This is a genomic window from Streptomyces sp. NPDC015346 (genome assembly GCF_043078785.1).
Classification (GTDB): domain Bacteria; phylum Actinomycetota; class Actinomycetes; order Streptomycetales; family Streptomycetaceae; genus Streptomyces.
Map to the genome: position 1 here is coordinate 315,217 of NZ_JBIBTW010000008.1, position 23,042 is coordinate 338,258.

Sequence of the window (23,042 nt, forward strand, 5' to 3'; positions counted from 1 at the left end):
CGCGCACCGCACCACACCCTGGAATGATCCCGTTATGAGCGAAAAGTCGATTGTCGTGGGTGTGGACGGTTCCGAGCACAGTCACCGGGCGCTGGAATGGGCGCTGAGCGCGGCGCGCGGGCTCGGCGCCCCTCTGCTGGTCGCGCACGTGCGCCCGGAGGCGCTCCAGCTCGGTGCCGCCCGCATCGAATCGCTGGGCGAGGCCCCCGCCATCCCGGACGCGGTCCTCGACGGCGTGCGCGAGTGGATCCAGGACCGGGCGGAGGATCTGCCCGTACGGTACGAGTCGCTCGACGGCTCGGTGACCGGCGCCCTGCTCGGGGTGGCCGGGGACGCCCGCCTCCTGGTGGTCGGCTCCCGTGGGCGCGGCGGCTTCACGAGTCTGCTGCTCGGCTCGACCAGCCGGGCGCTGGCCAACGCGGCGCCCTGCCCGGTCGTCGTCGTCCCGCACGAGGCGCGCGCCGGGTCTCTGGAGAGCGACGCGGCGGCGGGCCGGGTCCTCGTCGGGCTCCATGTCGAGGAGACCTCCGACGACGTCCTCGCCTTCGCCTTCGAGGACGCGCGGCGGCGGGGTGTGGCCCTCGAAGTGGTGACGGCCTACCGCCTGCCTCCGTCGCCGGTCATGCTGGTCGGCCCGCCGGCGCCCGCCCTGCAGGTCCCGCCGCCGCTGCCCGTGGACGAGGTTCCGGAGCTCGTCCGGGAGACGGCCCGGCGGCAGGAGGAGCGGCTGGCTCCGTTCGTGGCGCGGTACCCGGACGTGGAGGTCTCCCCCACGGTCGTTCCGGCGGACGCGGCGGGGCGGCTCGTCGACGGCTCGCGCGACGCGGGCCTCGTCGTGGTGGGACGCCACCGCAGGCTCCGGGTCGAGTCGCTCCTCATGGGTTCGGTCGCCCACGCCGTCCTGCACCACGCGCACTGCCCGGTGGCCGTCGTCCCCTCCGCTCCCCCCGCTTCCCGCTGAGCACATCGCAATGCACTCGCAGTGCACTCGACGTACATCGAAGCGCTTCGACAGACTCGGCCCAGAGACCTGGACACACATCAACACCCGGGATACGGTCGTGCTGTTCAGAGCCGGATAAGCCTCAGTTGCCTTCGTCGAAGCGCTTCACAACACCCGGGAGTGTGGATGGTCACCCTTGCCGAGGTAGCCCGGCACGCCGGAGTGTCCGCCAGCACGGTGAGCTACGTCCTCAGCGGCAAGCGTTCCATCTCCGCCGTCACCCGGCAGCGCGTCCGCGAGAGCATCGAACACCTCGGCTACCACCCGCACGCCGGAGCCAGAGCCCTGGCCAGCAGCCGGTCGCGCATCATCGCCCTGATGGTGCCGCTGCGCAGCGACATGTACGTGCCCGTGATGATGGAGATCGCCATCGCCGTCGCCACCACGGCCCGCGACCACGGGTACGACGTGCTCCTCCTCACCGGCGAGGAGGGCCCCGCCGCCGTGCGACGCGTCACCGGCAGCGGACTCGCCGAGGCGATGATCCTGATGGACATCCAACTCGACGACGAACGCCTTCCGTTGCTCCGCGACGGGGGCGGCCGGCCGGCGGTCCTGGTCGGACTGCCGGCCGATCCCTCGGGACTCACCTGCGTCGATCTCGACTTCACGGCCACCGGCGCGCTGTGCGCCGACCATCTGGCCGGGCTCGGCCACCGGGAGCTCGCCGTCATCGGCGAGGCCCCCGGCGTCTACGAACGGCACACCGGCTTCGCCGAGCGGACCCTCGCCGGGCTGCGCGACCGCGCGGCCCGGCTCGGGCTCAGCGTGCTGCACCGGCCGTGCGAGGGCGGCTACGGCTCCCTCGCCGGGACACTCGGCCGGATCTTCGACGAACGGCCGGGCACCACCGGGTTCGTCGTGCAGAACGAGGCGGCGGTGGAGCCGCTGCTCGCCCTGCTGCGCCAGGACGGGCGGGCGGTGCCGGAGGACGTCTCCGTGGTCGCCGTCTGCCCGGAACAGGTCGCCACGCAGGCCTCCGTACGGCTCACCTCCGTCGCCGTGCCCGCGCGGGAGCTCGGGCAGCGGGCGGTGGAACTGCTCATGGCCAAGCTGCACGGCCGCCCGGACGAGGAGGTCGTCCTCCTGCCGCCCGAGCTGACCGTGCGGGACAGCTCGGGCCCGGCCCCTGACGTCAACTCGCGTTGACCGTCAGGCTGTTGGTACGGAAGTCCTTGCCGCCGGACGACGAGGTGATCTCGAAGCCGAACTGGAGGTCACCGATGGTCTCGTCGCCCATCCACCCCTTCGTGTCCTTGATCCACTTGAGCACCGGCAGGATGTTCACCGTCCCGGACGTCGAATCCGAGGTCCGCAGGAACGAGAAGACGTCGTGGTGGCTCCCGTCGGCGTTGTGGACCTTCCCCTTGTACACCCGCCAGGTGTGGCCGCCGAGGGTGGCCGTGCCCTGGTAGTCGCCGAGCGCGCCGACGGCGCCCGTGTCGTTGACCCAGAGCATGATCTCGTAGTCGTAGTCGGTGTCCCAGATGTCGTACGAGCTGTTGAACGCGCCGGAGGACGGGACCGTCACGTTGTAGGCGCTGGTCAGCGTGGTGAGCGCGCTGATCCTCTTGTTCACGGTCTTCTTGGCGTTGGGGTAGGACTTGATGCCGCCCGTGTCCGGGTGGTTGGCCCAGACCCCCCAGTTCGTACCGGAGTTGGCCCAGACGCACTGGTTTCCGGCGCCGGAGCCCCAGATGTTGTTGTAGAGCGTGTAACCGCCGAGGGTGGTGTTCCCCCATTGGTCGCAGGTGTTCCACACGGCGGCCTCCGCCGGGGCGGCGGCCAGGCCGAGAGTGGCGCCGAAGGCCAGGGCGGGTGCGAGCAGCGCGGTGCGCAGGCGGGCGAGGGTGGTCGTACGTCGTGCCATGGGGGGTGCCTTTCCCTGGGTGGGGGTCTACCGGGGCTCGGGGGTGAGCACGCGGTCGTCACCGGCGCGTAGGTCGAGCGGGCGCGATCCGGTGGGCGTTCGGAGGTCGACGCGGAGGCTGCGGGTGGGGCGGACGACGACGGTGTACGTTCCCGGCGCCCAGCTGAGGTCGATCCGCGCGCCGAACCGTGTGCGGATGCCGGTGAGCCGGCCGCGCGGGTACGCGGCGGGTGGCGCGGGCAGCAGGACGAGCCGCTCGGGTGTCGACTGCACCAGCATCTCGATGAGCAGGGCGGGCAGCGCGTGGGCGGCGTCGGCGTTGTAGACGTCGCGGGCCGGGTAGTGGGAGCTCATCAGTGAGGCGTGGAAGTAGTCGCCCGCGAGGACCCGGTGCAGCGCCGCCTCCGCGCGGGGCGCGTCGCGCAGTCGGGCGGCGACGAGGGCGTGGTGGATGTGCCCGTGCGCGGAGTCGTTCTCGGCGCCGCGCAGTTCGAGGGCGCGGTGGGCGGCGGCGGCCAGGGTGGGGGTGTCGTACGGATTGATCTCGGCGAGCGGCCAGACGGCGTAGAGATGGCTGAGGTGGCGGTGGTCGTAGGCGTCGTCGAGGCCGGGCCAGGCCCATTCGGCGAGCGCGCCGTCGTCGTTGATCCGGTACGGCGGAAGGCGGCGGGCGAGCGCGCGCCGGCGTTCGGCGGCGGGGCCGGGGTCGTAGGCGGCAGCCGTCAGCAGGGCGTGGCGCGCGGCGGCGATGTCCATCGTCGCGTTGACCGCGCCCCAGCTCGCGTTGGCGGGGCGGTTCTCGGGCGAGTAGGAGGGGACGACGGCGATCGTGCCGTCCGGTCCGGTCCTGGTGAGGAAGTCCTCGTAGAAGTCGGCGAGTTCGCACAGTGCGGCGGCGAGGCGGGGGTCGCGGGCGCCCCGGGTCTCGTCGTGGTCGACGAGCGGCGCGAGGAGCCAGTCGGCTCCGGCGGTCCAGAGGTGGAGGGGGTAGGCGCGGCTGAAGTGGTACGAGTGTCCTGTGACGCCGTCCGTGTGGGCGGGGGCGACGATGCCGCGGGCGCCGAAGACGCTCCGGGCGTTGTCCCGCCAGTCCGCCAACTGGCCGTGGACGAGCCGCGCGTGCGCCTCCGTGACCTCCGGGAGGTCGGCGGCGACGGCGGAGGCGGTCTGGAGGTTGAGGTTGGCGTCGGTGGTGAAGGCGCCGGACCAGGCGGTGTTCCAGTCGCCGGTCCACAGGCCGGTGAGGCGGGGCGGGAACAGCCCCGAGGCCGAGAGCAGGTGGTAGCGCCCGGCGGCGAAGAGCCGCTCCAGGAGGGCGGGGCTGTGGGGGCGGCGCAGCAGCGCGCTGCCGGGAAGTGCGCGTTCGGCCGGATCGGCGTCGAGGTCGAGGGTGACGCGCTGGTACGCGGGGCGGTGCAGGGCGATGTGCCGGGCGAGCAGCCGGGCGTGGACGGCGGCGGGGTCGACCGGGACGGCGGTGGAGTCTCCGTGATCGGCGGGGTCCGTCGCGGCGGCGCCGGCGACCGGGACGGCGGTGGAGTCTCCGTCGGCGGGGAGGCCGACCGGGACGGCGGTGGAGTGTCCGCCGGCCGCGAGGCCGACCGGGACGGCCGTGGCGTCTCTCGCGGTGGCCGGGGCGGGGCCGGCCGTGACGGGGGGTTCGCCGTCGAGCGCGGGGGCCGTCAGGAGCGTGCGCAGCGCGGCCGCCTCGGTCGCGAGGTCCGTCTCGCCCTCGTGACGGCGGACGCGGGTCAGGAGGAGCAGGGCCCGCGCCCCCTGGAACCGTACGCCCGTCGGGGTGATCTCCGTACGGCCTCCGTCCGCGACGGCCAGGGAGACTCCCGTGAAGCCGAGCGGGCTGCCGGGGTAGCCCACCCGGAGGGTGAGGAGAGCGCCGTCCGGGGTGAGCGCCGTGCCCCGCCCGACCGCCAGGTCCGGCGGGGCGCCGGGAAGCCGGTGGTCGAGACGGAGTTCGGCCTCGGGGCCCGGGCCCGTCACGTACTGGACGACGACGTCGTCCGCGCGGGAGACGAAGACCTCGCTGCGCCGCCGGCCGCAGTCGGCGCTCACGACTCCGGTGGTGTAGTCGACGCCCCGTCGGAAGGGGGATGTCGCCTCTCCCTGGCCGCGCCGCAGCCGGGTCTGGAAGCCGGGGTGGAAGGGGCGGACCCAGCGCAGCGGGCGTCCGTCGGTGAAGCGCTCGGCCGCGGTGAGGTCGCCGGCCAGCAGGCGGTCCTGGAGACCGGAGAGGCGGTCGGCGAGGCGCGGCGGCCGGGTGTCCTCCTCGGCGTTGTTGGGCCGTACGAGCGTGTGGTGGGTGATGATCACCCGGTCGTCGTCCGGGTCGCCGAAGACCGTGGCCCCGTGCCGGCCGTTGCCGCTGAGGAGGCAGTCCTCCCAGCGGCCGGCGGGCGAGGCCTCCCATGTGCCGTCGACCGCGCCGGACTCGGCCGCCGCCCCGGTCATGTCGGCCCCGCTCATGTCGGCCTCAGCCATGCCGGCCCCGCTCATGTCGGCTCCGCCAGCACCGCCACGCCGTAGCGGTCCAGGCGCAGCGTGGACTCGACGAGGGCGCCGGTGAGCAGGTCGCGGTGGCGGCCGGGGATCCGTACCGTCGTCTCCTCGCGGTGGTGGTTGAGGAGGAAGAGGAGCCCCCCGCGGCGCACGGCCTCGACACCGTCGGGGAGGCCCTCGGGCAGGCCGCCCGGGAGGAGGTCGAGGGCCGGCCGTACTCCCGCCTCATGGGCGATCCGGGTGAGGAGGGCGCGCAGCGCCGGGGGATCGGGCAGGGTGGAGACGTACCAGGCGCGGCCGTTGCGGAGCACGGCGGGCAGTCCGTCGAGCTCGCCGCCCCAGTAGGCGGCGACGGTCTCCGCTCCGGGCGCGGGCGTCAGCTCCTCGGACCAGAGGGTGCCGTGGAAGTCGCCGCAGTCGGCGCGTTCGCCGGAGTCCAGGGGCCACCACTCGTGGAGGGTCGCGATGCCGAGGAGCGCGCGCAGGCGCGGGTCGATGCCGCCCTCGCGGACGCGGTCGTCCTCGTCCGCCACCGCGGTCAGGAAGCCGCAGACCAGGGTGCCTCCGGCGCGGACGTAGCCGAGCAGGTTCTCGATCGCGGTGTCGTCGAGGAGGTAGAGCTGCGGGACGACGACGAGCCGGTACGCGGAGAGGTCGTGCGCCGGGTGCGCGAAGTCGACGGTGGTGTGGGCCTCCCACAGGGCGCGGTGCCAGGCGCGGACGATCTCGGGGTAGTCGACGAGGGAGGAGAGCCGGCCGTCCTGCTCGCCGGCCCACCAGGAGTTCCAGTCGTGCAGGACGGCGACGTCGGCGGTGACCCGGTGGCCCGCCACGCGCTCGCCGAGGAGGGAGAGTTCGTGGCCGATCTCCTTGACCTCGCGGAAGACCCGGCCTTCCTCCCCGGCGTGACCGACCATCCCGGAGTGGAACTTCTCCGCTCCCTGGCGGGACTGGCGCCACTGGAAGTAGCAGACGGCGTCGGCGCCACGGGCGACGGACTGCAGGGACCAGAGGCGGTTGAGTCCGTACGGCTTGGGGTGGTTGACACCCCGCCAGTTGACGGGCCCGGCCGCCTGCTCCATCACCACCCAGGGGCCGCCGCCGGCCTGGGAGCGGGTCATGTCGCCGATCATGGCGTTGTACTGGCCGCCGTACGGATCCTTCGGGTCGGGGTAGATGTCGACGGAGACGACGTCCTCCTCCCTCGCCCAGGTCCAGGCGTCCTGGCCGGTCCAGAACGGCATGAAGTTGGTGGTGACGGGGAGGTGCGGGGTGTGGCGGCGGACGATGTCCCGCTCGGCGCGGTAGCACTCCAGGAGCATCTCGGAGGTGTAGCGCTTGAAGTCGAGCACGTGGGTCGGGTTCTTCATGTAGTGGGCGCGCCGGGGCGGGAGGATCTCGTCCCAGGAGGCGTAGGCCTGGCTCCAGAAAGCGGTGCCCCAGGCGGTGTTGAGTGCGTCGAGGGTCGCGTACCTTCGCCGCAGCCAGTCGCGGAAGGTGCGGGCCGCCTCGTCTCCCCAGTCGTAGGTGCAGTACTCGTTGTTGATGTGCCACATGGTGAGGGCGGGGTGGCTCGCGTAGCGGGCGGCGAGGTCCTCGGTGAGGGCGGCGGCGTAGCGCCGGTAGACGGCGCTGGAGTGGGAGAAGTGCTGGCGCGAACCCCACCATTCGGTCGCGCCGTTCTCGTCGCGGGGCAGGGTCTCGGGGTGCAGACGGCCCATCCAGGGCGGGGGTGAGGAGGTGGGCGTGGCGAGGACGACGCCGATGCCGTTCTCGTGCATGAGGTCCATGAGGCGGTCGAGCCAGCCGAACTCGCGTGCCCCGGGGGTCGGTTCGATGCGGGCCCAGGAGAAGACGCCGAGGGTGACCGAGTTGACGCCGGCCTCCTTCATGAGGCGGACGTCCTCGGGCCAGGTCTCCTCCGGCCACTGTTCGGGGTTGTAGTCGCCGCCGAAGAGGATCCGGGCCGGGCCTCCGTCTTCGGGGCGGGTCAGGTCGTCGAGGCCGGGCATCAGGCGATGTCTCCGTACTGGATGCCCCGGCCGTTGGTGCCGAGGTAGACACGGCCGTACACGCGCGGGTCGCCGGTGATCACTTCGCCGGTCCAGCCCCACTGGTGGGCGTCGTCGTTGATACGGGTCCAGCTCGCGCCCTCGTCGTCCGAGCGGTACACGCCGACGAAGTCCGCCGTCGCCCCGGTCTGGTAGAGCGCCGGGTAGCCGCCCGGCGCGGCCGCCCGGCCGAAGCCGAGGGCGTACGAGGCGCGGCAGCCGGCCGTCTTGGCGAAGGTGCGGCCGGCGTCGGTGGAGCGGTGGAGACCGTTCCCCTTGGCGGAGAGCCACAGGTCACCGCGGCGCCCGGGGGCGGCGGCGATGCGGAACTGGCTGTCCCCGGCGGGCAGCCCGGTCGCACCGACGGTGAACGAGGCGCCACTGTCAGTGCTCACGTATACGGTTCCTGTGTCGGTGTCGTACGCGTAGAAGAGCGTCGGGTCGGCCGGGTCGGCGACCGGCGTGGCGCCCTTCGGGAAGGAGGAGATCTCGGTCCAGGTCGCACCGTTGTCGGTGGAGCGGTGCGTGGCGTGCCTGGTGCCGTCCCAGTGCACGAAGGACCAGAGCATGGCCGTGGCGTCGGCGCCGAGGGCGATCGGTCCCGGTGCGTCCTTGGCGATGGGGGGCTGGGCGGAGAAGGGCGCCCAGGTCCGGCCCCCGTCGGTGGAGTACGCGCCGTTTCCGTGGTCGCCCCAGCCGGTGCGGACGACATGGCCGGGCCGCAGCGCGGCCTGCGCGAGCCCGGTCGCCGACCCGAACACGGGACGCGTGGCCATGCCGCGGGAGGGGGACGCCGTGAGGCTGTCGTGGTACATGACGCCGACGTCGCCGAGCCCGCTGATCAGATGTGCCGTCCCGACCGGTGGCGAGATCAGCTGGCGCACGGCGGACTCCTCCAGGCCGCGCACGCGCGGGGCCCAGTGGGTGAGGTCGCGGGTCGCGTAGAGGGTCGCGCCGGTGCCGTAGAGCAGATGCTTCGCGTCGAAGGGGTCCAGGGCGAGCGCCTGGATCCACCAGCCGAACTTGGGGTGTTTCTCGCCCCACTTCAGGAAGGGGGTCTCCGATACGTCGAAGGCAGCGGTGTTCTTGAGCGAGGTCCAGGTCGCGCCGCCGTCGGTGGAGCGGAAGAGCGTGTCGACGTCGGCCCAGCGGTTGTTGGTGGAGACCACGACGGTGCCGGGACGGCGGGCGTCGACGGCGACGCCGCCGTAGCCGAAGGTGTCTGCGGAGCCGTCGGCCGTCGTGCCGCCGGGGCGGACGGGCGTGACCTCGGTCCAGCGGCCGGTGACGGTGTGCAGCTTGTGGACCGAGCCGGTGGACTGGCCGTTGGGCCCGGGCGCGTCGGCGTAGGTGACGTACAGCTCGTGGGCGCAGGCGTCGTACGCCGCCCGGACCGGGACCTTGGCGGCGGGTCCTGTGGGGTGTCCGGGAACGGGTTCCCAGCCGGTGGCCGTGGAGCGCAGCAGGGTCGCGCCGCCGTCGCCCCAGCCGGCATAGAGCGTGCGGCCGGCGGCGGTGAGGAAGGTGACGCCCTGTCCGTTCGCGGTGGGCGGGCCGGGGAAGCCGGTCGCGGTTGCCCAGGTGGCGCCGCGGTCGGTGGACTTCAGCAGGCCGTCGTGGCGGGTGCCGAGCCAGAGGGTGTCGCTGTCGCGGGGGTCGACGAGGAGGCGTTCGCCCGTGCCGCGGCCGTCCTCGTTGGCACCGAGCTTGACGGTGAGGTCGGTGCGGGACCAGGTCGAGCCGCGGTCCTCGGAGCGCAGGACGGCGCCGTTGCCCGCCCAGGGCTGACTGTAGGTGCCCAGGGCCAGGTAGAGGCGGTCGGGATGGGACGGGTCGACGGCGAGGGCCTCCACGCCGAGGAGGTTCCAGTCGTCCCAGCCGAGGTGGTCGGTGAGCGGGGTCCAGCGGGCGGAGCGGGCGTCCCAGCGGTAGGCGCCGCCGATGTCGGTGCGGGCGTAGGCGAGGCCGCGGACGGTGGGGTGGAAGAGGACACCGGTGATGAAGCCGGTGCCGCCGATGACCGCGGTGCGCCAGCGGTACGGCGTGTCCGCGCCGCCCTGCGGGGACGCGGCGCCCGCCGGGGCGGGGGCGCCTGCCAGGGCCGAGGCGTGTGCCGAGGCGTGTGCCGTGCCGGTGCCCGGCAGGACGGGGAGGGCGGTGGCCGCGGCGGCGGCTCCGGCGAGGACGGCGCGCCGGGACGGCAGGGGCGGGGGCGGGGGCGGGGGCGGGGACTGGGGCATGACGGACCTCACGCTCGACGGGGGGCAAGGGGGTGCGCGGGGGCGGAAGGGCGGGGCGGAGGGGTGGGGGTCAGCCCTTGACCGCGCCGGTAAGCATGCCCTTCTTGAAGTGCTTCTGGACGAAGGGGGAGAAGACCGCGACCGGCAGCAGGGCCAGCACCATCACGGCCATCTGGACGGCGATCCCGGACAGCGGTCCGGCCTTGACGGCCTGGCCGAGCCCCACCGGGATCTCCTGCTTCTGCACGAGCTGGATGAGGACGTTCTGGAGCGGCATCATCTTCTGGTCGCTGAGGTAGATGGATGCGTTGAACCAGGCGCTCCAGTACCCGACCGCGTAGAAGAGGGTGATGACGGCGACCACCGCGCGGGAGAGCGGCATCACGATCTGCCAGAGGATGCGCAGGTCGCCGGCGCCGTCGATGCGGGCGCTGTCGATGAGTTCGGGCGACACGCCCATGAAGAAGCCGCGCAGGACCAGGATGTTGAAGACGCTCACGGCGCTCGGCAGGATCAGCGCGAGATAGGTGTCGGTCAGGCCGAGCGTCTGCACGAGCAGGTAGGTCGGGATCAGTCCGGCGCCGAAGAACATGGTGGCCATCAGCGTCAGCAGGATGGCGCGGTGCCCGAGGGAGCCCGGCCGGGAGAGACCGTAGGCGCACAGGATCGAGACGGTCATCGAGAAGAGGGTGCCGGTCACCGTCACTCCGACGCTGACGAGCGCCGCCCGGGTCACCTGACCGCCGCTGAGAAGCTCCTGGTAGGCGATGAAGGTGATGTCCTTCGGGACGACGACCAGTCCACCGGCCTCCGTGATCGTCCGCTTGGAGGAGAGGCTGGTGACGACCACGATCCAGAGCGGGACGAGGACGGCGAGGCAGGCCAGGGCCAGGACGGCGCCCTTGGCGGTGAGGCCGGCGCGGGTGGGGGGTTCCTCCCAGACGGGTCGGGCGGGGGCGGTCCAGCGGCCGCGCGCCGCCGTCCGCGACCGGTCCGGTCCGGTCGTCGTCGCGGTCATTTCCGGTACACCCCCTGCTCGCCCATGAGATGGGCCGCCTTGTTCGCCGAGAGCACGAGCACGAGGCCGACGACTCCCTTGATCAGTCCGGCGGCGGCCGCGTAGCTGAAGTCCTGGCTGCGCAGACCCGTCCACCAGACGAAGGTGTCGAGGACCTCCGCCGCGCCGGGACCGACGGCATCGCGCTGCAGCAGCAGCTGTTCGAAGCCGACGGTGAGCGCGTCCCCGACGCGCAGGACGAGGAGCAGCGCGATGATCGGGCGCAGCGCGGGCAGCGTGATGTGCCACATCCGGCGCCACCGGTCGGCGCCGTCCATCGCCGCGGCCTCGTACAGGTCCTGGTTGACGGCGGCGAGGGCCGCGAGGAAGACGATGATGCCCCAGCCCGCGTCCTTCCAGATGCCCTCGGCCGTGACCAGGTATTTGAAGATCTCCGGGTCGGTCATGAGGTCGAAGCCCTCGTGGCCGTGCTGCCGCAGGGTCTGCGCGATGATGCCGGCGCCGCCGAGGATCTGCTGGAAGACGGTGACGACCAGGACCCAGGAGAAGAAGTGCGGCAGGTAGAGCACGGCCTGGACGATCGCCCGCACCTTGGGCCGCAGCACGCTGTTGATGAGGAGCGCGAGGGCGATCGGCACGGGGAAGTAGAGGACGAGCTGGAGGAGGAAGAGGACGAAGGTGTTCTCCACGGCGTGCCAGAACGAGGGGTCGGAGAAGACCCGCTCGAACTGGGCGAGACCGACCCAGGGGCTCTCCAGCATGGCGGTGACGCCGTTGGTGGAGACATACGGGTCGTAGTCCTGGAAGGCGATCACATTGCCGAGGATCGGTATGTAGTTGAAGACCAGGACCAGCAGGAGCGCGGGGACCGTCATGAGGAGCAGGGTCCGGTCCCGCTTGAGCCGGCGGCGGAGCGGGACCTTCGCCGACGGCCGGGGCACGGGCGCGGCGGCGCCCGGCGCGGGGCGGCCCTGCCGCGGCCCCCGGGCCGGCCGGTGGGGGTTGAGCGTGGCCACGGTCAGCTCGCCGCAGGCCCGTTGGAGTCGAGCAGCTTCTTGTACCAGTCGCGCAGCTGGTCGCCGCCCTTGCTCTTCCACTCCGAGACGGCCTGCTGCATGTCGGAGACCTTCTTGCGGCCGCGGACGATGTCCTTCTCCAGCTGCTCGAAGTCGTTCATGAGGCCGGTCCACTGCGAGGGTTCGGTGACGGTCATCCCGTAGAAGGAGGACTTCGCGGTGAAGGCGCCCATGCGCTGCTGCCATTCGACCATGGCCCGGGTGACCTCGGGGGCGTCGGGGTGGGCGACGTAGGGGGCGGGGTTGCCGAGGAAGAGCCAGGAGCTGTTGACTTCGTTGTTGCCCTGGTCGGTCTTGATCGGGAGGCCGTTCTTGACGGTGTGGTCGACGCCCTCGACGCCGTAGTCGGTGAGCATCCGCTCCTTGGTGCCGTACGGCGCGGCGGTGAAGTCGGCGATGGCGAGGACGTCCTCGACGACCGCCCGGGGGCTGCCCTTCTTGACGAAGGCCCAGATGTTGGCGGGCTGGGTGGCCCAGAGCTTCGGGTCGCCGCCCGCGTGGCCGGGGATGTCCATGGCGGCGATGGCGAATTTCGGGTTCTGGGCGGCCTGTTCGACGGTCTTGGCGTACCAATGGGAGAGGTCGTTGTTGTAGACGAGGACCTGACCGGAGGTGAACCGGTTGCCGGCGTCGCCCTGGTTCTGTGCCCGGGCGTCGGGGTGGACGACGCCCGCGTCGAAGAGCTTGCGGGTCCATTCGAGCGCTTCCAGGTACTCCTGGGTCTCGATCCGGTTGATCAGCTTGCCGCCGGTCAGGTGCCAGCCGAGCGCCTTGTCGCTGCCGGAGAGGACGCCGAACATGTTGAACGCGGTCCACGTCATGTCGTCGCAGGCCCACACCTTGGCCTTGGCGCTGGTCATCTCCTTGGCCAGGGCGAGGAATTCGTCCGCGCTCGTGGGGAGCCGCCAGCCCTTCTGCTCGAAGACGTCCTTGCGGTAGAAGGGGGCGATGTTGGTGACGTACGAGGCGGGCATCGGGATGCCGCGCAGCCTGCCGCCGAAGATGGAGCGCTGCCAGGCGTCGGTGGGGATGGCGGCGAGGTTCGGGTACGCCTTGACCTTGTCGCCGGAGAGGTAGGGGCCGAGGTCCTCGAACTTGGCGCTGATGGCGCTCGGGATCTTGCCGCCGAGGTTCCAGCCGGGCACGACGACCAGTTCGGGGATGTCGCTGGAGGCGAGGACGGCGCCGAGTTTCTGGTCGTAGACGTTGCCGTCCTGGTTCTGCCAGAGAGTCTTGACGCCGATGGCCTCGTTCATGGCCGTGTAGTACGGGTTGTCGTTGGCCGGCGGGGTGCCCCAGAGCGGTGCCATGACGCGGATGGTGCTGCCCTTGCCGCGCTTGGCGGCCACGGAGGCGACCAGCTTGTCCTTGGCGATGGGCCGGTAGAAGCCGGCCGCGGAGCCGTTCTTGGGAGCGATGTCCGGGGCGACGACGTTACGCGCCACATAGGCGGGGAGGATCTTCCGCGCGTCCTTGCCGCTGGTGGTGCCGTCCTTCTTCGTGGCCTCCCCGCCGCCGCAGGCAGCGAGCAGCGGCATTCCGCCGGCCACGGCGACCGCGGCGACGGCGGTGGACCCCAGAAAGCCTCTCCGGCTCGGGGAGGAGCTCGCGGAGGAGCTCGGGGAACCCGTGGTGACGGCGTTCGGCGTCATTGCGTCAACCCTTCGTGGCGCGCCAGGACATCCGGCGGAAGCGGGCCGCCGGTCGGCTGCGATGTGTGAGGCGGAGCGGGCCGGAAGGCACGGCGGCCCGCGGCGCTGTCGACGCAATCCCTTGTCGAAGCGCTTCGATGTTGCTGCGAGGTTAAGTGAACGTCACCGGCCCGGCAAGAGTCGCCGCCAAGTTTCCTCGGCCAACACGACGCCTTGCGGGGGCCTTTGAATACGGGCGATGAGGCGAGGAGATCTCGCCGCACTCCTTGACACTCTCTCTGTCGAGGCAGAGCATCGAAGCGCTTCGAATAAGTGGTCCGGCCACACAAGGCACGACCATTCGCCCTCCTCTGCCTAGGGATTCGCACGTGACCGCAGAACGGCCACCCTTCCGTGACCCGGCGTTGCCCGTCGGCCGGCGCGTCGACGACCTGCTCGAGCGGCTGACGCCCGACGAGCGGATCGCGATGCTGCACCAGTTCGCCCCTGCGGTGCCCCGCCTCGGCCTCGCGGCCTTCCGCACGGGTCAGGAGGCGCTGCACGGCGTCGCGTGGATGGGCCCGGCCACCGTGTTCCCGCAAGCCGTCGGCTTCGGCGCCACCTGGAACCCGGACCTGGTGCGCCGGGTCGGCGAGGCCGTCTCCCGCGAGGCCCGCGCGATGCGCGCCAAGGACGACCGGGTCGGTCTCAACGTCTGGGCGCCGACGGTGAACCTGCTGCGCCACCCGCTGTGGGGCCGGGGCGAGGAGGGCTACTCGGAGGACCCGGGCCTGACCTCCGCCCTCGCCGTCGCGTACACCCGCGGGCTGCGCGGCGACCACCCGACGTACTGGCGGACGGCGCCCGTCCTCAAGCACTGGCTCGCCCACAACAACGAGACGGACCGGGACACCTCGTCCGCATCGGTCCGCCCGCGCGTCCTGCACGAGTACGACCTGCGGGCCTTCCGCGGCGCCGTCGAGGCCGGCGCGGTGGCCGGGGTGATGCCCGCCTACAACCTGGTCAACGGCCGCCCCAACCATCTCTCCCCGTATCTGCGTGAGCACCTGCGCGGCTGGACGGAGCAGGAGCTGCTGGTCTGCTCCGACGCGGGGGCGCCCTCCAACCTCGTCGACTCCGAGAAGTACTTCGACACCCACGAGGAGGCGACGGCCGCCGCGCTGCGCGCCGGCGTGGACTCGTTCACGGACCACGGCACCGACAGCACGGCGATCGTGGCGCGGCTGCGCGGCGCCCTGGAGCGCGGGCTGATCGGACAGGGCGACATCGACACCGCCGTCCGCCGCCAACTGGCGGTGCGCTTCGCCCTGGGCGAGTTCGATCCCGGCCTCGACCCGCACGCCGACGAACGGGACTTCGACACGCCCGCCCACCGGGCGCTGGCCCAAGACGTCGCGGAACAGGCCGTCGTCCTGCTCAAGAACGGTCCGGCCGAGGACGGGGAGCCGCCGCTGCTGCCGCTGCGCCCGGGCCGCCGCGTCGCGGTGGTCGGGCTGCTCGGCGACGCGTGCAAGCTCGACTGGTACAGCGGGAGCCTGCTCCACCGCTCGACCCCGCTGGACGGGCTGCGCGAACGGTTCGGCGCCGACCAGGTCGTCTTCGCGGAGGGCGTGGACCGGGTGCGGCTGAGGACCGCCTCCGGGGCCTGGCTGCGCGTGCCGGAGAACCACGCCCGGGACGAGAGGCCCGGCGACGAGACGGCCGGTCCCGAGACGCGCGGCGCCGAAGAGCTGGAAGGGCTGGAAGAGCCGGGCGGCGAGGGGTCGTTGGACCCGGCTCTCATCGCCGGGCGCACCGACCTTCCGCCGCTGACCGTGGACGCCGAGGGCTCGGAGTTCGCGCTGATCGACTGGGGCGGCGGTGTGCTGACGCTGCGCGCGCCGGACGGCCGGTATCTCTCGGTCGCCGACGACCTCCGCGTACGGGCCTCGGCCGACCAGCCGGGGGGCTGGGTCGTCCAGGAGGCCTTCCGGTTCGAGGCGCGGGAGACGGGCCATGACGCGGGGCACCTCCTCGTGCACATCGGGACCGGTGGGTACGTCTGTGTCGCCGCCGACGGCGTGAAGGTTGCCGCGGACCGCGAATCGGCCGAGATCTTCACGGTCGAGACCGTCGAGCGGGGCGAGAGCGCGGTCGCCCGGGCCGCCGCCGAGGCGGACGTGGTCGTGGTGGTGGCCGGCAACGACCCCCACCTGTGCGGGCGTGAGACCGAGGACCGGACGACGCTCGCGCTCCCCGCCCACCAGGAGCGGCTGTGGCGGGCGGCCCACGCCGCCAACCCCCGTACCGCTCTCGTGCTCGTCTCTGCCTACCCGTACGCCGTTCCCGAAGCCGCCGCCGCGCTGCCGGCCCTGCTCTGGACGACGCACGGCGGCCAGGCCGCGGGCACGGCGCTGGCCAGGGTCCTGGCCGGTGACGTCTCCCCCGCCGGTCGGCTGCCGCAGACCTGGTACGCCTCCGACGCCGACCTGCCGGACATCCTCGACTACGACATCGTCGGCAGCCGCCAGACGTATCTGTACTTCGACGGAACCCCGCTGTTCCCGTTCGGGCACGGCCTGTCCTACACCTCGTTCGGGTACGAGGACCTGCACGCCACGGTCGACGCGGAGACGATACGAGTGGCGTGCACCGTCACCAACACGGGCGCCGTCGCCTCGGACGAGGTGGCGCAGCTGTACGGGCGGGCGCTCGCTCCGTCCGTCCCGCGCCCGCACCGGGAGCTGCTCGCCCACCGGCGGCTGCACCTGGCGGCGGGTGCCTCCGAGACGCTGGCGTTCGAGGTCCCGCGCGCGGCGCTCGGCTTCTGGGACGTGGCGCACGGGCGGTGGACGGTGGAGCCGGGGGCATACGAGATCCAGGTCGGGGCGTCCAGCGCGGACCTGCGGCGGTCGGTCACGGTCGAGCTCGACGGCGTACGGCCCGGGCCGCGCGCCGTCCTGGAGGACGGTCTCGCCGCCGTCGACTACGACGAGCAGACAGGCACGGAGATCGTCGACCGGACGAAGGTGTCGGGCGACTCGGTGACGCCCGCCGGGGCGGGAACCGAGGGTCAACTCGTATTCAGGCGGTGCGACTTCGTGGACGGAGCGACCGAAGTGGCGGTGGAGGTCGCGGGAGCTGGCCGTGTCGAGCTGTCGCTCGACGGGCGCACCGTGCTCGCCGGGATCGACGTCCCGCCGACCGGCGGCCGGTACGACTACACCACGCTCGGTGCCGGGATCCTGGCGCGGGGCGTCGGGGATCTGCACATCAGGCTGCGCGGGCGGGTTCGCCTCGCGCGGGTCGACTTCACCGGCTGAGGGTCCGGCCGAAGTCGACCAGCGGGGCCCGGCACCGACGCCTTCCGGTGCCGGGCCCCGTCATGTCTTCGAACACTTCCTCGGCCAGTTCCCCGGCCAGTTCCTCGTCCAGCTCCTCATCCATCTCCTCGGACGGCACGAAGACCCTGCCGCCCCCAGGGCGGGCAGGGTCGTGGCCGGCCGGTGTCAGGCGGTGGGCCGGGGCGTGCCGCCGCCCAGGACGCGGAGTTCGAAGGGGCGGGTGGTGTCGGCCGTGGTGGCCCGGACGGTGTCGTCCGGGGAGCGGGTGACGCGGTAGGTGGCTGCCGGGGCGCCGTGGTGGTCCGGGATCGTGACCCGGCGGTCGTCCGCGCCGCCCGGGGCCACGAGCAGGGTGAGGCCGTCGAGCCAGTCCCCGTCGGGGCGTCGGTCGTCCGAGCCCAACGGGAGGACGGCGCCGGGGCGGACGTACAGGGGCAGACTGTCGAAGCCGTGGACCTCGCGGCGCCAGGCCGGGCCGTGGACGGTCTCGCCGGTGAGCAGGTGCGTCCACTCCCCCGCCGGGAGGTACACCTCCACCTCGCCGTCGGCGGTGAAGACGGGGGCGACGAGCAGGTCGGGGCCGAGCATGTACTGCCGGTCGAGGGTCCGGCAGGCCGGGTCGCCGGGGAACTCCAGCAGCATGGGGCGCATGGCGGGAACGCCCGTACGGTGGGCCTCGACGGCGACGCCGTACAGGTAGGGCATCAGCCGGTTCTTGAGCTCGGTGAAGCGTCGCGCCACGTCGACCGCCTCAGCGCCGAACTCCCACGGGACGCGATAGGACTCGTTGCCGTGCAGCCGGCTGTGCGAGGAGAGCAGGCCGAAGGCCAGCCAGCGCTTGAAGACGGCCGGGTCGGGGGTGCCCTCGAAGCCTCCGATGTCGTGGCTCCAGAAGCCGAAGCCGCTCAAGGACAGCGAGAGCCCGCCGCGCAGCGACTCCGCCATGGCCTCGAACGAGGCCCAGCAGTCGCCGCCCCAGTGCACCGGGAACTGCTGTCCGCCCGCCGTCGCCGAGCGGGCGAAGAGGACGGCCTCTCCCGTGCCCCGCTCCTTCTCCAGGAGCTCGAAGACGGTCTGGTTGTAGAGGTGGGTGTAGTAGTTGTGCATCCGCTCCGGGTCGGAGCCGTCGTGCCAGACCACGTCGGTGGGGACCCGCTCGCCGAAGTCCGTCTTGAAGCAGTCGACGCCCTGCGCGAGCAGCGGCTGGAGGCGTTCCTGGTACCAGGTGCGGGCCGCCGGATTGGTGAAGTCGACGAGCGCCATGCCGGGCTGCCACAGGTCCCACTGCCAGACGTCGCCGTTCGGCCGCTTCACCAGGTAGCCGCTCGCCATGCCCTCGGCGAAGAGGGTGGACTTCTGGGCGATGTACGGGTTGATCCACATGCTGACCCGCAGGCCGCGCTCCTTGAGGCGGGCGATCATGCCGGCCGGGTCCGGGAAGGTCTCCGGGTCCCACTGGAAGTCGGACCACTGGTATTCGCGCATCCAGAAGCAGTCGAAGTGGAAGACGGAGAGCGGGATGTTCCGCTCGGCCATGCCGTCGACGAAGGAGGTGACGGTGGCCTCGTCGTAGGGCGTGGTGAAGGAGGTGGTCAGCCACAGTCCGAACGACCAGGCCGGGGGCAGCGCCGGGCGGCCGGTGAGGGCCGTGTAGCGGGAGAGCACGTCCTTGGGCGTCGGCCCGGCGACGACGTAGTACTCCAGCGACTGGTCCTCGACGCTGAACTGGACCTGGCCGACGGACTCGGAGCCGATCTCGAAGGAGACCTTGCCGGGGTGGTTGACGAAGACACCGTAGCCGCGCGAGGAGAGATAGAACGGGACGTTCTTGTAGGCCTGTTCGCTGCTGGTGCCGCCGTCGGCCTGCCACATGTCCACGACCTGACCGTTCTTGACGAACGGGGTGAAACGTTCGCCGAGCCCGTAGATGTTCTCGCCGACGCCGAGGGCGAGTTGGGCCAGCATGTGGTGGGCGCCGTCGCCGGTGGTGACGAAGGCGGTGCCCTTGCGTCCGGCTGTGGTCAGGGAGCGGCCGTCGGCGTCGAGGAACTCCAGCGCCCAGGGCGCGGCGCGGTCCAGACGCAGGGTGAGTGGACCGCTGGACAGCTCGGTGAGGGTGCCCTCCCGTCGTACCGCCGCGGTCGCGGGCGCGGGCGCGGACCCGTTGCCGGGACCGGAGCCGGACCCGTTGCCGTGACCGGGGCCGTGACCGGGACCGGAGCCGGGGCCGGGACCCGGACCGGTCCCCGAGCCGTCCCCGGGCAGTACGAAGTCCGGGCCCCGATGGGCCTTTCCGGCGTGGTGCGTGAGGCGGACGCCGATCACGCCCTCGGCCGGGGAGAAGCACTCCACCGTGATCAGCGCGGAGTTGAGAGTGTCGCCGCGCGTCTCGACCCGTTTCACAGAGGCGTACGCGGTGAAGTGGTCCGCGCTCAGGTGCAGATCGCGTACTTCGGTGGCGTACGAGGCGTGAACGCCGTCGCGCATCAGCCAGAAGCCGTCGGTGAACTTCATCGTGTCCTCGGGGTGGGGAAGGTGAAGGGGCCGGGTGCGGAGGCGGGTCAGGAGAGGAGGGAGGTGGGGGCGGCGGCGTCCAGGACGTCGGAGATGCGCTCCCAGGTCTCTTCGTCGCGTGCGACGGGCGGCAGGGTCTCGCCGTGGCCCGTCCCCCAGGCGGTGGCGAGCGCGACGGGGTCCTCGCCGGTGGCGGCGGCCGCGGCGAGTGCCGCCGCGCCGAGGGCGACGAGTTCGGTCGCGGCGGGTACGACCAGGGGCCGTCCGGAGAGCCGGCGGACGGTGTGCGTCCAGGCGCGGCCCCGGGCGCCGCCGCCGATCAGGCGCAGCGGCCGCTCCCGTACCCGGGGATCGGCCGGGTCGAGGCCGCAGGCGGTGAGGAGTTCGTCGAGGGCGCGCAGGACGGTGAAGGCGGCACCCTCGTAGGCGGCGCCCAGGATCGCGCGCGGGGTGGTGGTGTGGCGCAGGCCGGTGAGGAGGCCGGTGGCGTGGGGCAGGTCGGGGGTGCGTTCGCCGTCGAGGTAGGGCAGGACGACCACGCCGTCGCCAGGAGCGGCGTCCTCGCGGTCGAGTCCGAGGAGGTCGGCGAACCGGTCGACGGCGAGGGTGCAGTTGAGGGTGCAGCCGAGCGGGAGGTACGTGCCGTCGGCGGCGGCGAAGCCGGCGAGGCCCGGAGCGGCGGGGCGGGTCCGGGTGGCGGCGAACACGGTGCCGGAGGTGCCGAGGCTCACGACGGGGTGGTCGAGGAGTCCCGCGCCGCCGAGGCCGAGGCCGACGGCGGCGGCCATGTTGTCCCCGGTGCCTGCGGCGACGGCGACGGTGCCGGGGAGGCCCAGCGCCCGGGCGGCGGCCGCGGTGAGCGTGCCGACGCGGGTGGCACCGCTCGGGGCGACGGCGGGGAGCACCGCCGGGTCCAGGCCGAGGAGGTCGAGGAGTTCGGGGTCGTAGGCGGACTTCTCCGTGCTGTACCAGCAGGTGCCGGAGGCGTCCCCGGGGTCGGTGACGGCGACGCCGGAGAGGCGCTCCGTGAGGAAGTCGTGGGGCAGCCGGACGGCCGCCGCGGCGTCGGCCACGGCGGGTTCGTGGGCGCGCAGCCACTGCCATTTGGCCGCGGTCATGGAGGCGACCGGGACGGAGCCGGTCCGGGCGAGCCAGGGGCCGGGGCCGCCGAGCGCGGCGGTGAGTCCGGCGGCCTGCGGCGCGGAGCGGGTGTCGTTCCAGAGCAGGGCGGGCCGCAGCGGGCGGCCGGCGTCGTCGAGGACGACCAGGCCGTGCTGCTGGCCGGCGACGGCGATGCCGGTGACGGCGGAGGCGGGCACCCGCGCTTCGGCCAGGGCGGCGGCGATCGCCTCGCGCAGCGCGCTCCACCAGGCCTCGGGGGCGCTCTCCCGGGCTCCGTCGGAGCCGGTGACGGTGTGCGGGGCGCGGCCGACGGCGAGCAGGGCGCCGGTGGCCGCGTCCACGAGGGCCGCCTTGGTGGACTGCGTGGAGCTGTCCACGCCGATCACGACCGGGGCCGCCGGACGGGTCGCCGTACGGGTCGCCGTCATCGACCTCACCTTCCTCGGACTCTTCGGGACTCGGACTCTTCGGCACTCGCGTGTACCGACACTCGGGTGCTTCGGGTGCTTCGGGCGCTTCGGGTCTGGCGCCCTGTCGCCCCGTACCGTATTAGTTATCGCAGAAAACAAATCAGGCGGCCAGACCTCGCCGTCCGCCGTTTCGCGCGCACATCCTCCCGCGATCAGTCGAAAGAGGGACAGATCATGTCAGAACGCTTCGCCCCCGCCCCCGAAGACCGGTTCACCTTCGGCCTCTGGACCGTCGGATGGCAGGGCCGCGACCCCTTCGGCGACGCCACACGGCCGGCGCTCGACCCGGTCGAGTCGGTCGAGCGGCTCGCCGCGCTCGGCGCGTACGGCGTGACCTTCCACGACGACGACCTCATCCCCTTCGGGGCGCCGGACAGCGAGCGCGAAGCCGTCGTCAAGCGCTTCCGCGACGCGCTGGAGCGCACCGGCCTGAAGGTTCCGATGGCCACCACCAACCTCTTCACCCACCCCGTCTTCAAGGACGGCGGCTTCACCGCCAACGACCGCGACGTGCGCCGCTACGCGCTGCGCAAGACGATCCGCAACATCGACCTCGCCGTCGAACTCGGCGCCACCACCTATGTGGCCTGGGGCGGCCGCGAAGGCGCCGAGTCGGGGGCGGCCAAGGACGTCCGCGTCGCGCTCGACCGGATGAAGGAGGCCTTCGACCTCCTCGGACAGTACGTCACCGAGCAGGGCTACGACCTGCGGTTCGCGATCGAGCCCAAGCCGAACGAGCCCCGCGGCGACATCCTGCTGCCGACGATCGGTCACGCCCTCGCGTTCATCGAGCGCCTGGAGCGCCCCGAGCTGGTGGGCGTGAACCCGGAGACGGGGCACGAGCAGATGGCCGGCCTGAACTTCCCGCACGGCATCGCCCAGGCGCTGTGGGCGGGCAAGCTGTTCCACATCGACCTCAACGGCCAGTCCGGCATCAAGTACGACCAGGACTTCCGCTTCGGGGCGGGGGACCTGCGCCAGGCGTTCTGGCTGGTGGACCTCCTGGAGACGGCCGGGTACGAGGGGCCGCGCCACTTCGACTTCAAGCCGGTGCGCACGGACGGCTTCGACGGCGTGTGGGAGTCCGCGAAGAACTGCATGCGCAACTACCTGATCCTCAAGGAGCGCGCCGCCGCCTTCCGCGCGGACCCCGAGGTCCAGGAGGCCCTGACCGCCTCCCGCCTCCCCGAGCTCGCGACCCCCACCGCCTCGGACGGTCTCGCCGGCCTGCTCGCGGACCGCGCCGCGTTCGAGGAGTTCGACGTGGCCTCGGCGGCCGAGCGGTCCATGGCCTTCGAGCGCCTGGACCAGCTGGCCCTCGAACACCTGCTGGCGGTCCGCTGACCACGCCTTCCTCACCGCGATCGACGGGCGCCCGGTCAATGGACCGGGTGCCCGTCGTCGTGTGCCATGCCCCCTCGACAGCAAGCGCTTTCCAACAATCCTGCGCGAAGCATTGACGAAACATGAACGCCCCCCTAGCTTCATCGGCGTTGCACTTCGTACGTCATATATGAGACGCGATACATGAGATCTGAGAGTGCGTCATGGCCTTCGCCCCCAGCCCCATCCCGTCCCGCACCCAGTACGTCCTGGAGGCGATCAAACACGACATCCTCACCGGCGGACTGAGTCCCGGCCAGGCCCTGGTGGAGACCGAGCTCGCCGCCCGCTTCGGGGTGTCGAAGACTCCGGTGCGCGAGGCCCTGAAGACGCTGGCCGGCAGCGGCCTCGTGGTGATGAGCCAGTACAAGGGCGCGACCGTGCGGATGGTGGACGCCGACATGGCCCGGTCGGTCTACGACGTACGGCTCCTCCTGGAGCCGGAGGCGGTGCGCCGCACGGTCGCCGCCGGTGCGGCGCTCGACGAGGCGCGGGACGCGCTGAGCCGGGCGGCGACGGCGGAGGATCCGGCCGAACGCTCCCTGGCCAACCGGGACTTCCACCGCGCGCTCTATCTTCCCTGCGGAAACCCGCTGCTCGGCCGGATGCTGGACGAGGTCCGCGACCAGGCCGCGCTGGTGTCCACCGTGGCCTGGGCCGCGACGCCCTCCTGGGAGCGTGAGGCAGCCGAGCACGAGGAGATCCTGCGGCTCGCCGCGGCCGGCGACTCCGCCGGCGCCGGCCTCGCCGTGCACGACCACATCGCCTCGTTCGTCGAGCGCGCCTTCCCCGAAGACGGTGAGTGA

The 23,042-nt window shown here is 72.4% G+C and carries 15 protein-coding genes; 5 read left to right on the forward strand and 10 right to left on the reverse strand.

Going from position 1 to position 23,042, the window contains the following annotated elements; translation table 11 throughout:
* Positions 1-34 precede the first annotated feature (34 nt).
* Complete coding sequence (locus tag ACF06X_RS28100; protein ID WP_392290077.1) at positions 35-961, forward strand: universal stress protein; 927 nt, start codon at positions 35-37, stop codon at positions 959-961.
* A gap of 168 nt (positions 962-1,129) precedes the next feature.
* Positions 1,130-2,152, forward strand: coding sequence for a LacI family DNA-binding transcriptional regulator (locus tag ACF06X_RS28105; RefSeq protein ID WP_392290078.1), 1,023 nt, complete (start codon positions 1,130-1,132; stop codon positions 2,150-2,152).
* Here ACF06X_RS28105 and ACF06X_RS28110 read toward each other — a convergent pair.
* The 7 genes from ACF06X_RS28110 to ACF06X_RS28140 form a co-directional block, all read right to left on the reverse strand.
* The gene (locus ACF06X_RS28110) at positions 2,139-2,873 is read right to left on the reverse strand and encodes a hypothetical protein (RefSeq protein WP_392290079.1); all 735 of its coding nucleotides are present in this window, start codon (positions 2,871-2,873) and stop codon (positions 2,139-2,141) included. The two genes, ACF06X_RS28105 and ACF06X_RS28110, sit on opposite strands and share 14 nt — an antisense overlap.
* 27 nt (positions 2,874-2,900) lie before the next feature.
* The gene (locus tag ACF06X_RS28115; RefSeq protein ID WP_392290080.1) at positions 2,901-5,369 is read right to left on the reverse strand and encodes a glycoside hydrolase N-terminal domain-containing protein; all 2,469 of its coding nucleotides are present in this window, start codon (positions 5,367-5,369) and stop codon (positions 2,901-2,903) included.
* A gap of 11 nt (positions 5,370-5,380) precedes the next feature.
* A complete protein-coding gene (locus tag ACF06X_RS28120) occupies positions 5,381-7,399 on the reverse strand; it encodes a beta-galactosidase (RefSeq protein WP_392290081.1) in 2,019 nt (672 codons plus the stop codon).
* Positions 7,399-9,678 carry a 1,4-beta-glucanase gene (locus ACF06X_RS28125; RefSeq protein ID WP_392290082.1) on the reverse strand — a complete coding sequence of 760 codons (2,280 nt, stop codon included), beginning with the start codon at positions 9,676-9,678 and terminating at the stop codon, positions 7,399-7,401. Before ACF06X_RS28125 ends, ACF06X_RS28120 begins: the two co-directional genes overlap by 1 nt.
* A 70-nt stretch (positions 9,679-9,748) precedes the next feature.
* Complete coding sequence (locus tag ACF06X_RS28130) at positions 9,749-10,696, reverse strand: carbohydrate ABC transporter permease (RefSeq protein WP_392290083.1); 948 nt, start codon at positions 10,694-10,696, stop codon at positions 9,749-9,751.
* Positions 10,693-11,712 carry an ABC transporter permease gene (locus ACF06X_RS28135; RefSeq protein ID WP_392290084.1) on the reverse strand — a complete coding sequence of 340 codons (1,020 nt, stop codon included), beginning with the start codon at positions 11,710-11,712 and terminating at the stop codon, positions 10,693-10,695. Before ACF06X_RS28135 ends, ACF06X_RS28130 begins: the two co-directional genes overlap by 4 nt.
* 2 nt (positions 11,713-11,714) lie before the next feature.
* Positions 11,715-13,424: a Tat pathway signal sequence domain protein gene (locus tag ACF06X_RS28140; RefSeq protein WP_392290085.1), complete on the reverse strand. Its 1,710-nt coding sequence runs from the start codon at positions 13,422-13,424 to the stop codon at positions 11,715-11,717.
* A gap of 368 nt (positions 13,425-13,792) precedes the next feature.
* Between ACF06X_RS28140 and ACF06X_RS28145 the strand changes: the two genes are divergently transcribed.
* A complete protein-coding gene (locus ACF06X_RS28145) occupies positions 13,793-16,726 on the forward strand; it encodes a glycoside hydrolase family 3 C-terminal domain-containing protein (RefSeq protein WP_392290086.1) in 2,934 nt (977 codons plus the stop codon).
* Here the strand turns inward: ACF06X_RS28145 and ACF06X_RS28150 are convergent.
* The 3 genes from ACF06X_RS28150 to xylB form a co-directional block, all read right to left on the reverse strand.
* Complete coding sequence (locus tag ACF06X_RS28150) at positions 16,716-16,850, reverse strand: hypothetical protein (protein ID WP_392290087.1); 135 nt, start codon at positions 16,848-16,850, stop codon at positions 16,716-16,718. The genes ACF06X_RS28145 and ACF06X_RS28150 overlap by 11 nt on opposite strands.
* A 62-nt stretch (positions 16,851-16,912) precedes the next feature.
* Entirely contained in the window at positions 16,913-19,261 is a 2,349-nt protein-coding gene (yicI, locus tag ACF06X_RS28155) for an alpha-xylosidase (RefSeq protein WP_392290088.1), read from the reverse strand.
* A 47-nt stretch (positions 19,262-19,308) separates the two neighbouring features.
* On the reverse strand, positions 19,309-20,811 hold the full coding sequence (gene xylB, locus ACF06X_RS28160; protein ID WP_392290089.1) for a xylulokinase: 1,503 nt from the start codon (positions 20,809-20,811) through the stop codon (positions 19,309-19,311).
* 216 nt (positions 20,812-21,027) lie between these two features.
* Between xylB and xylA the strand changes: the two genes are divergently transcribed.
* Together xylA and ACF06X_RS28170 are read left to right on the forward strand one after the other, a co-directional pair.
* Positions 21,028-22,197, forward strand: coding sequence for a xylose isomerase (gene xylA / locus ACF06X_RS28165; RefSeq protein ID WP_392290090.1), 1,170 nt, complete (start codon positions 21,028-21,030; stop codon positions 22,195-22,197).
* 203 nt (positions 22,198-22,400) lie between these two features.
* Positions 22,401-23,042 carry a GntR family transcriptional regulator gene (locus ACF06X_RS28170; protein WP_392290091.1) on the forward strand — a complete coding sequence of 214 codons (642 nt, stop codon included), beginning with the start codon at positions 22,401-22,403 and terminating at the stop codon, positions 23,040-23,042.

Bases quoted from the DNA above. Each gene is read 5' to 3' on its own strand.
- ACF06X_RS28100 (WP_392290077.1), top strand. From the start codon at position 35: ATGAGCGAAAAGTCGATTGTCGTGGGTGTGGACGGTTCCGAGCACAGT.
- ACF06X_RS28105 (WP_392290078.1), top strand. From the start codon at position 1,130: ATGGTCACCCTTGCCGAGGTAGCCCGGCACGCCGGAGTGTCCGCCAGC.
- ACF06X_RS28110 (WP_392290079.1), bottom strand. From the start codon at position 2,873: ATGGCACGACGTACGACCACCCTCGCCCGCCTGCGCACCGCGCTGCTC.
- ACF06X_RS28115 (WP_392290080.1), bottom strand. From the start codon at position 5,369: ATGGCTGAGGCCGACATGAGCGGGGCCGACATGACCGGGGCGGCGGCC.
- ACF06X_RS28120 (WP_392290081.1), bottom strand. From the start codon at position 7,399: ATGCCCGGCCTCGACGACCTGACCCGCCCCGAAGACGGAGGCCCGGCC.
- ACF06X_RS28125 (WP_392290082.1), bottom strand. From the start codon at position 9,678: ATGCCCCAGTCCCCGCCCCCGCCCCCGCCCCCGCCCCTGCCGTCCCGG.
- ACF06X_RS28130 (WP_392290083.1), bottom strand. From the start codon at position 10,696: ATGACCGCGACGACGACCGGACCGGACCGGTCGCGGACGGCGGCGCGC.
- ACF06X_RS28140 (WP_392290085.1), bottom strand. From the start codon at position 13,424: ATGACGCCGAACGCCGTCACCACGGGTTCCCCGAGCTCCTCCGCGAGC.
- ACF06X_RS28150 (WP_392290087.1), bottom strand. From the start codon at position 16,850: ATGGATGAGGAGCTGGACGAGGAACTGGCCGGGGAACTGGCCGAGGAA.
- yicI (WP_392290088.1), bottom strand. From the start codon at position 19,261: ATGAAGTTCACCGACGGCTTCTGGCTGATGCGCGACGGCGTTCACGCC.
- xylB (WP_392290089.1), bottom strand. From the start codon at position 20,811: ATGACGGCGACCCGTACGGCGACCCGTCCGGCGGCCCCGGTCGTGATC.
- xylA (WP_392290090.1), top strand. From the start codon at position 21,028: ATGTCAGAACGCTTCGCCCCCGCCCCCGAAGACCGGTTCACCTTCGGC.
- ACF06X_RS28170 (WP_392290091.1), top strand. From the start codon at position 22,401: ATGGCCTTCGCCCCCAGCCCCATCCCGTCCCGCACCCAGTACGTCCTG.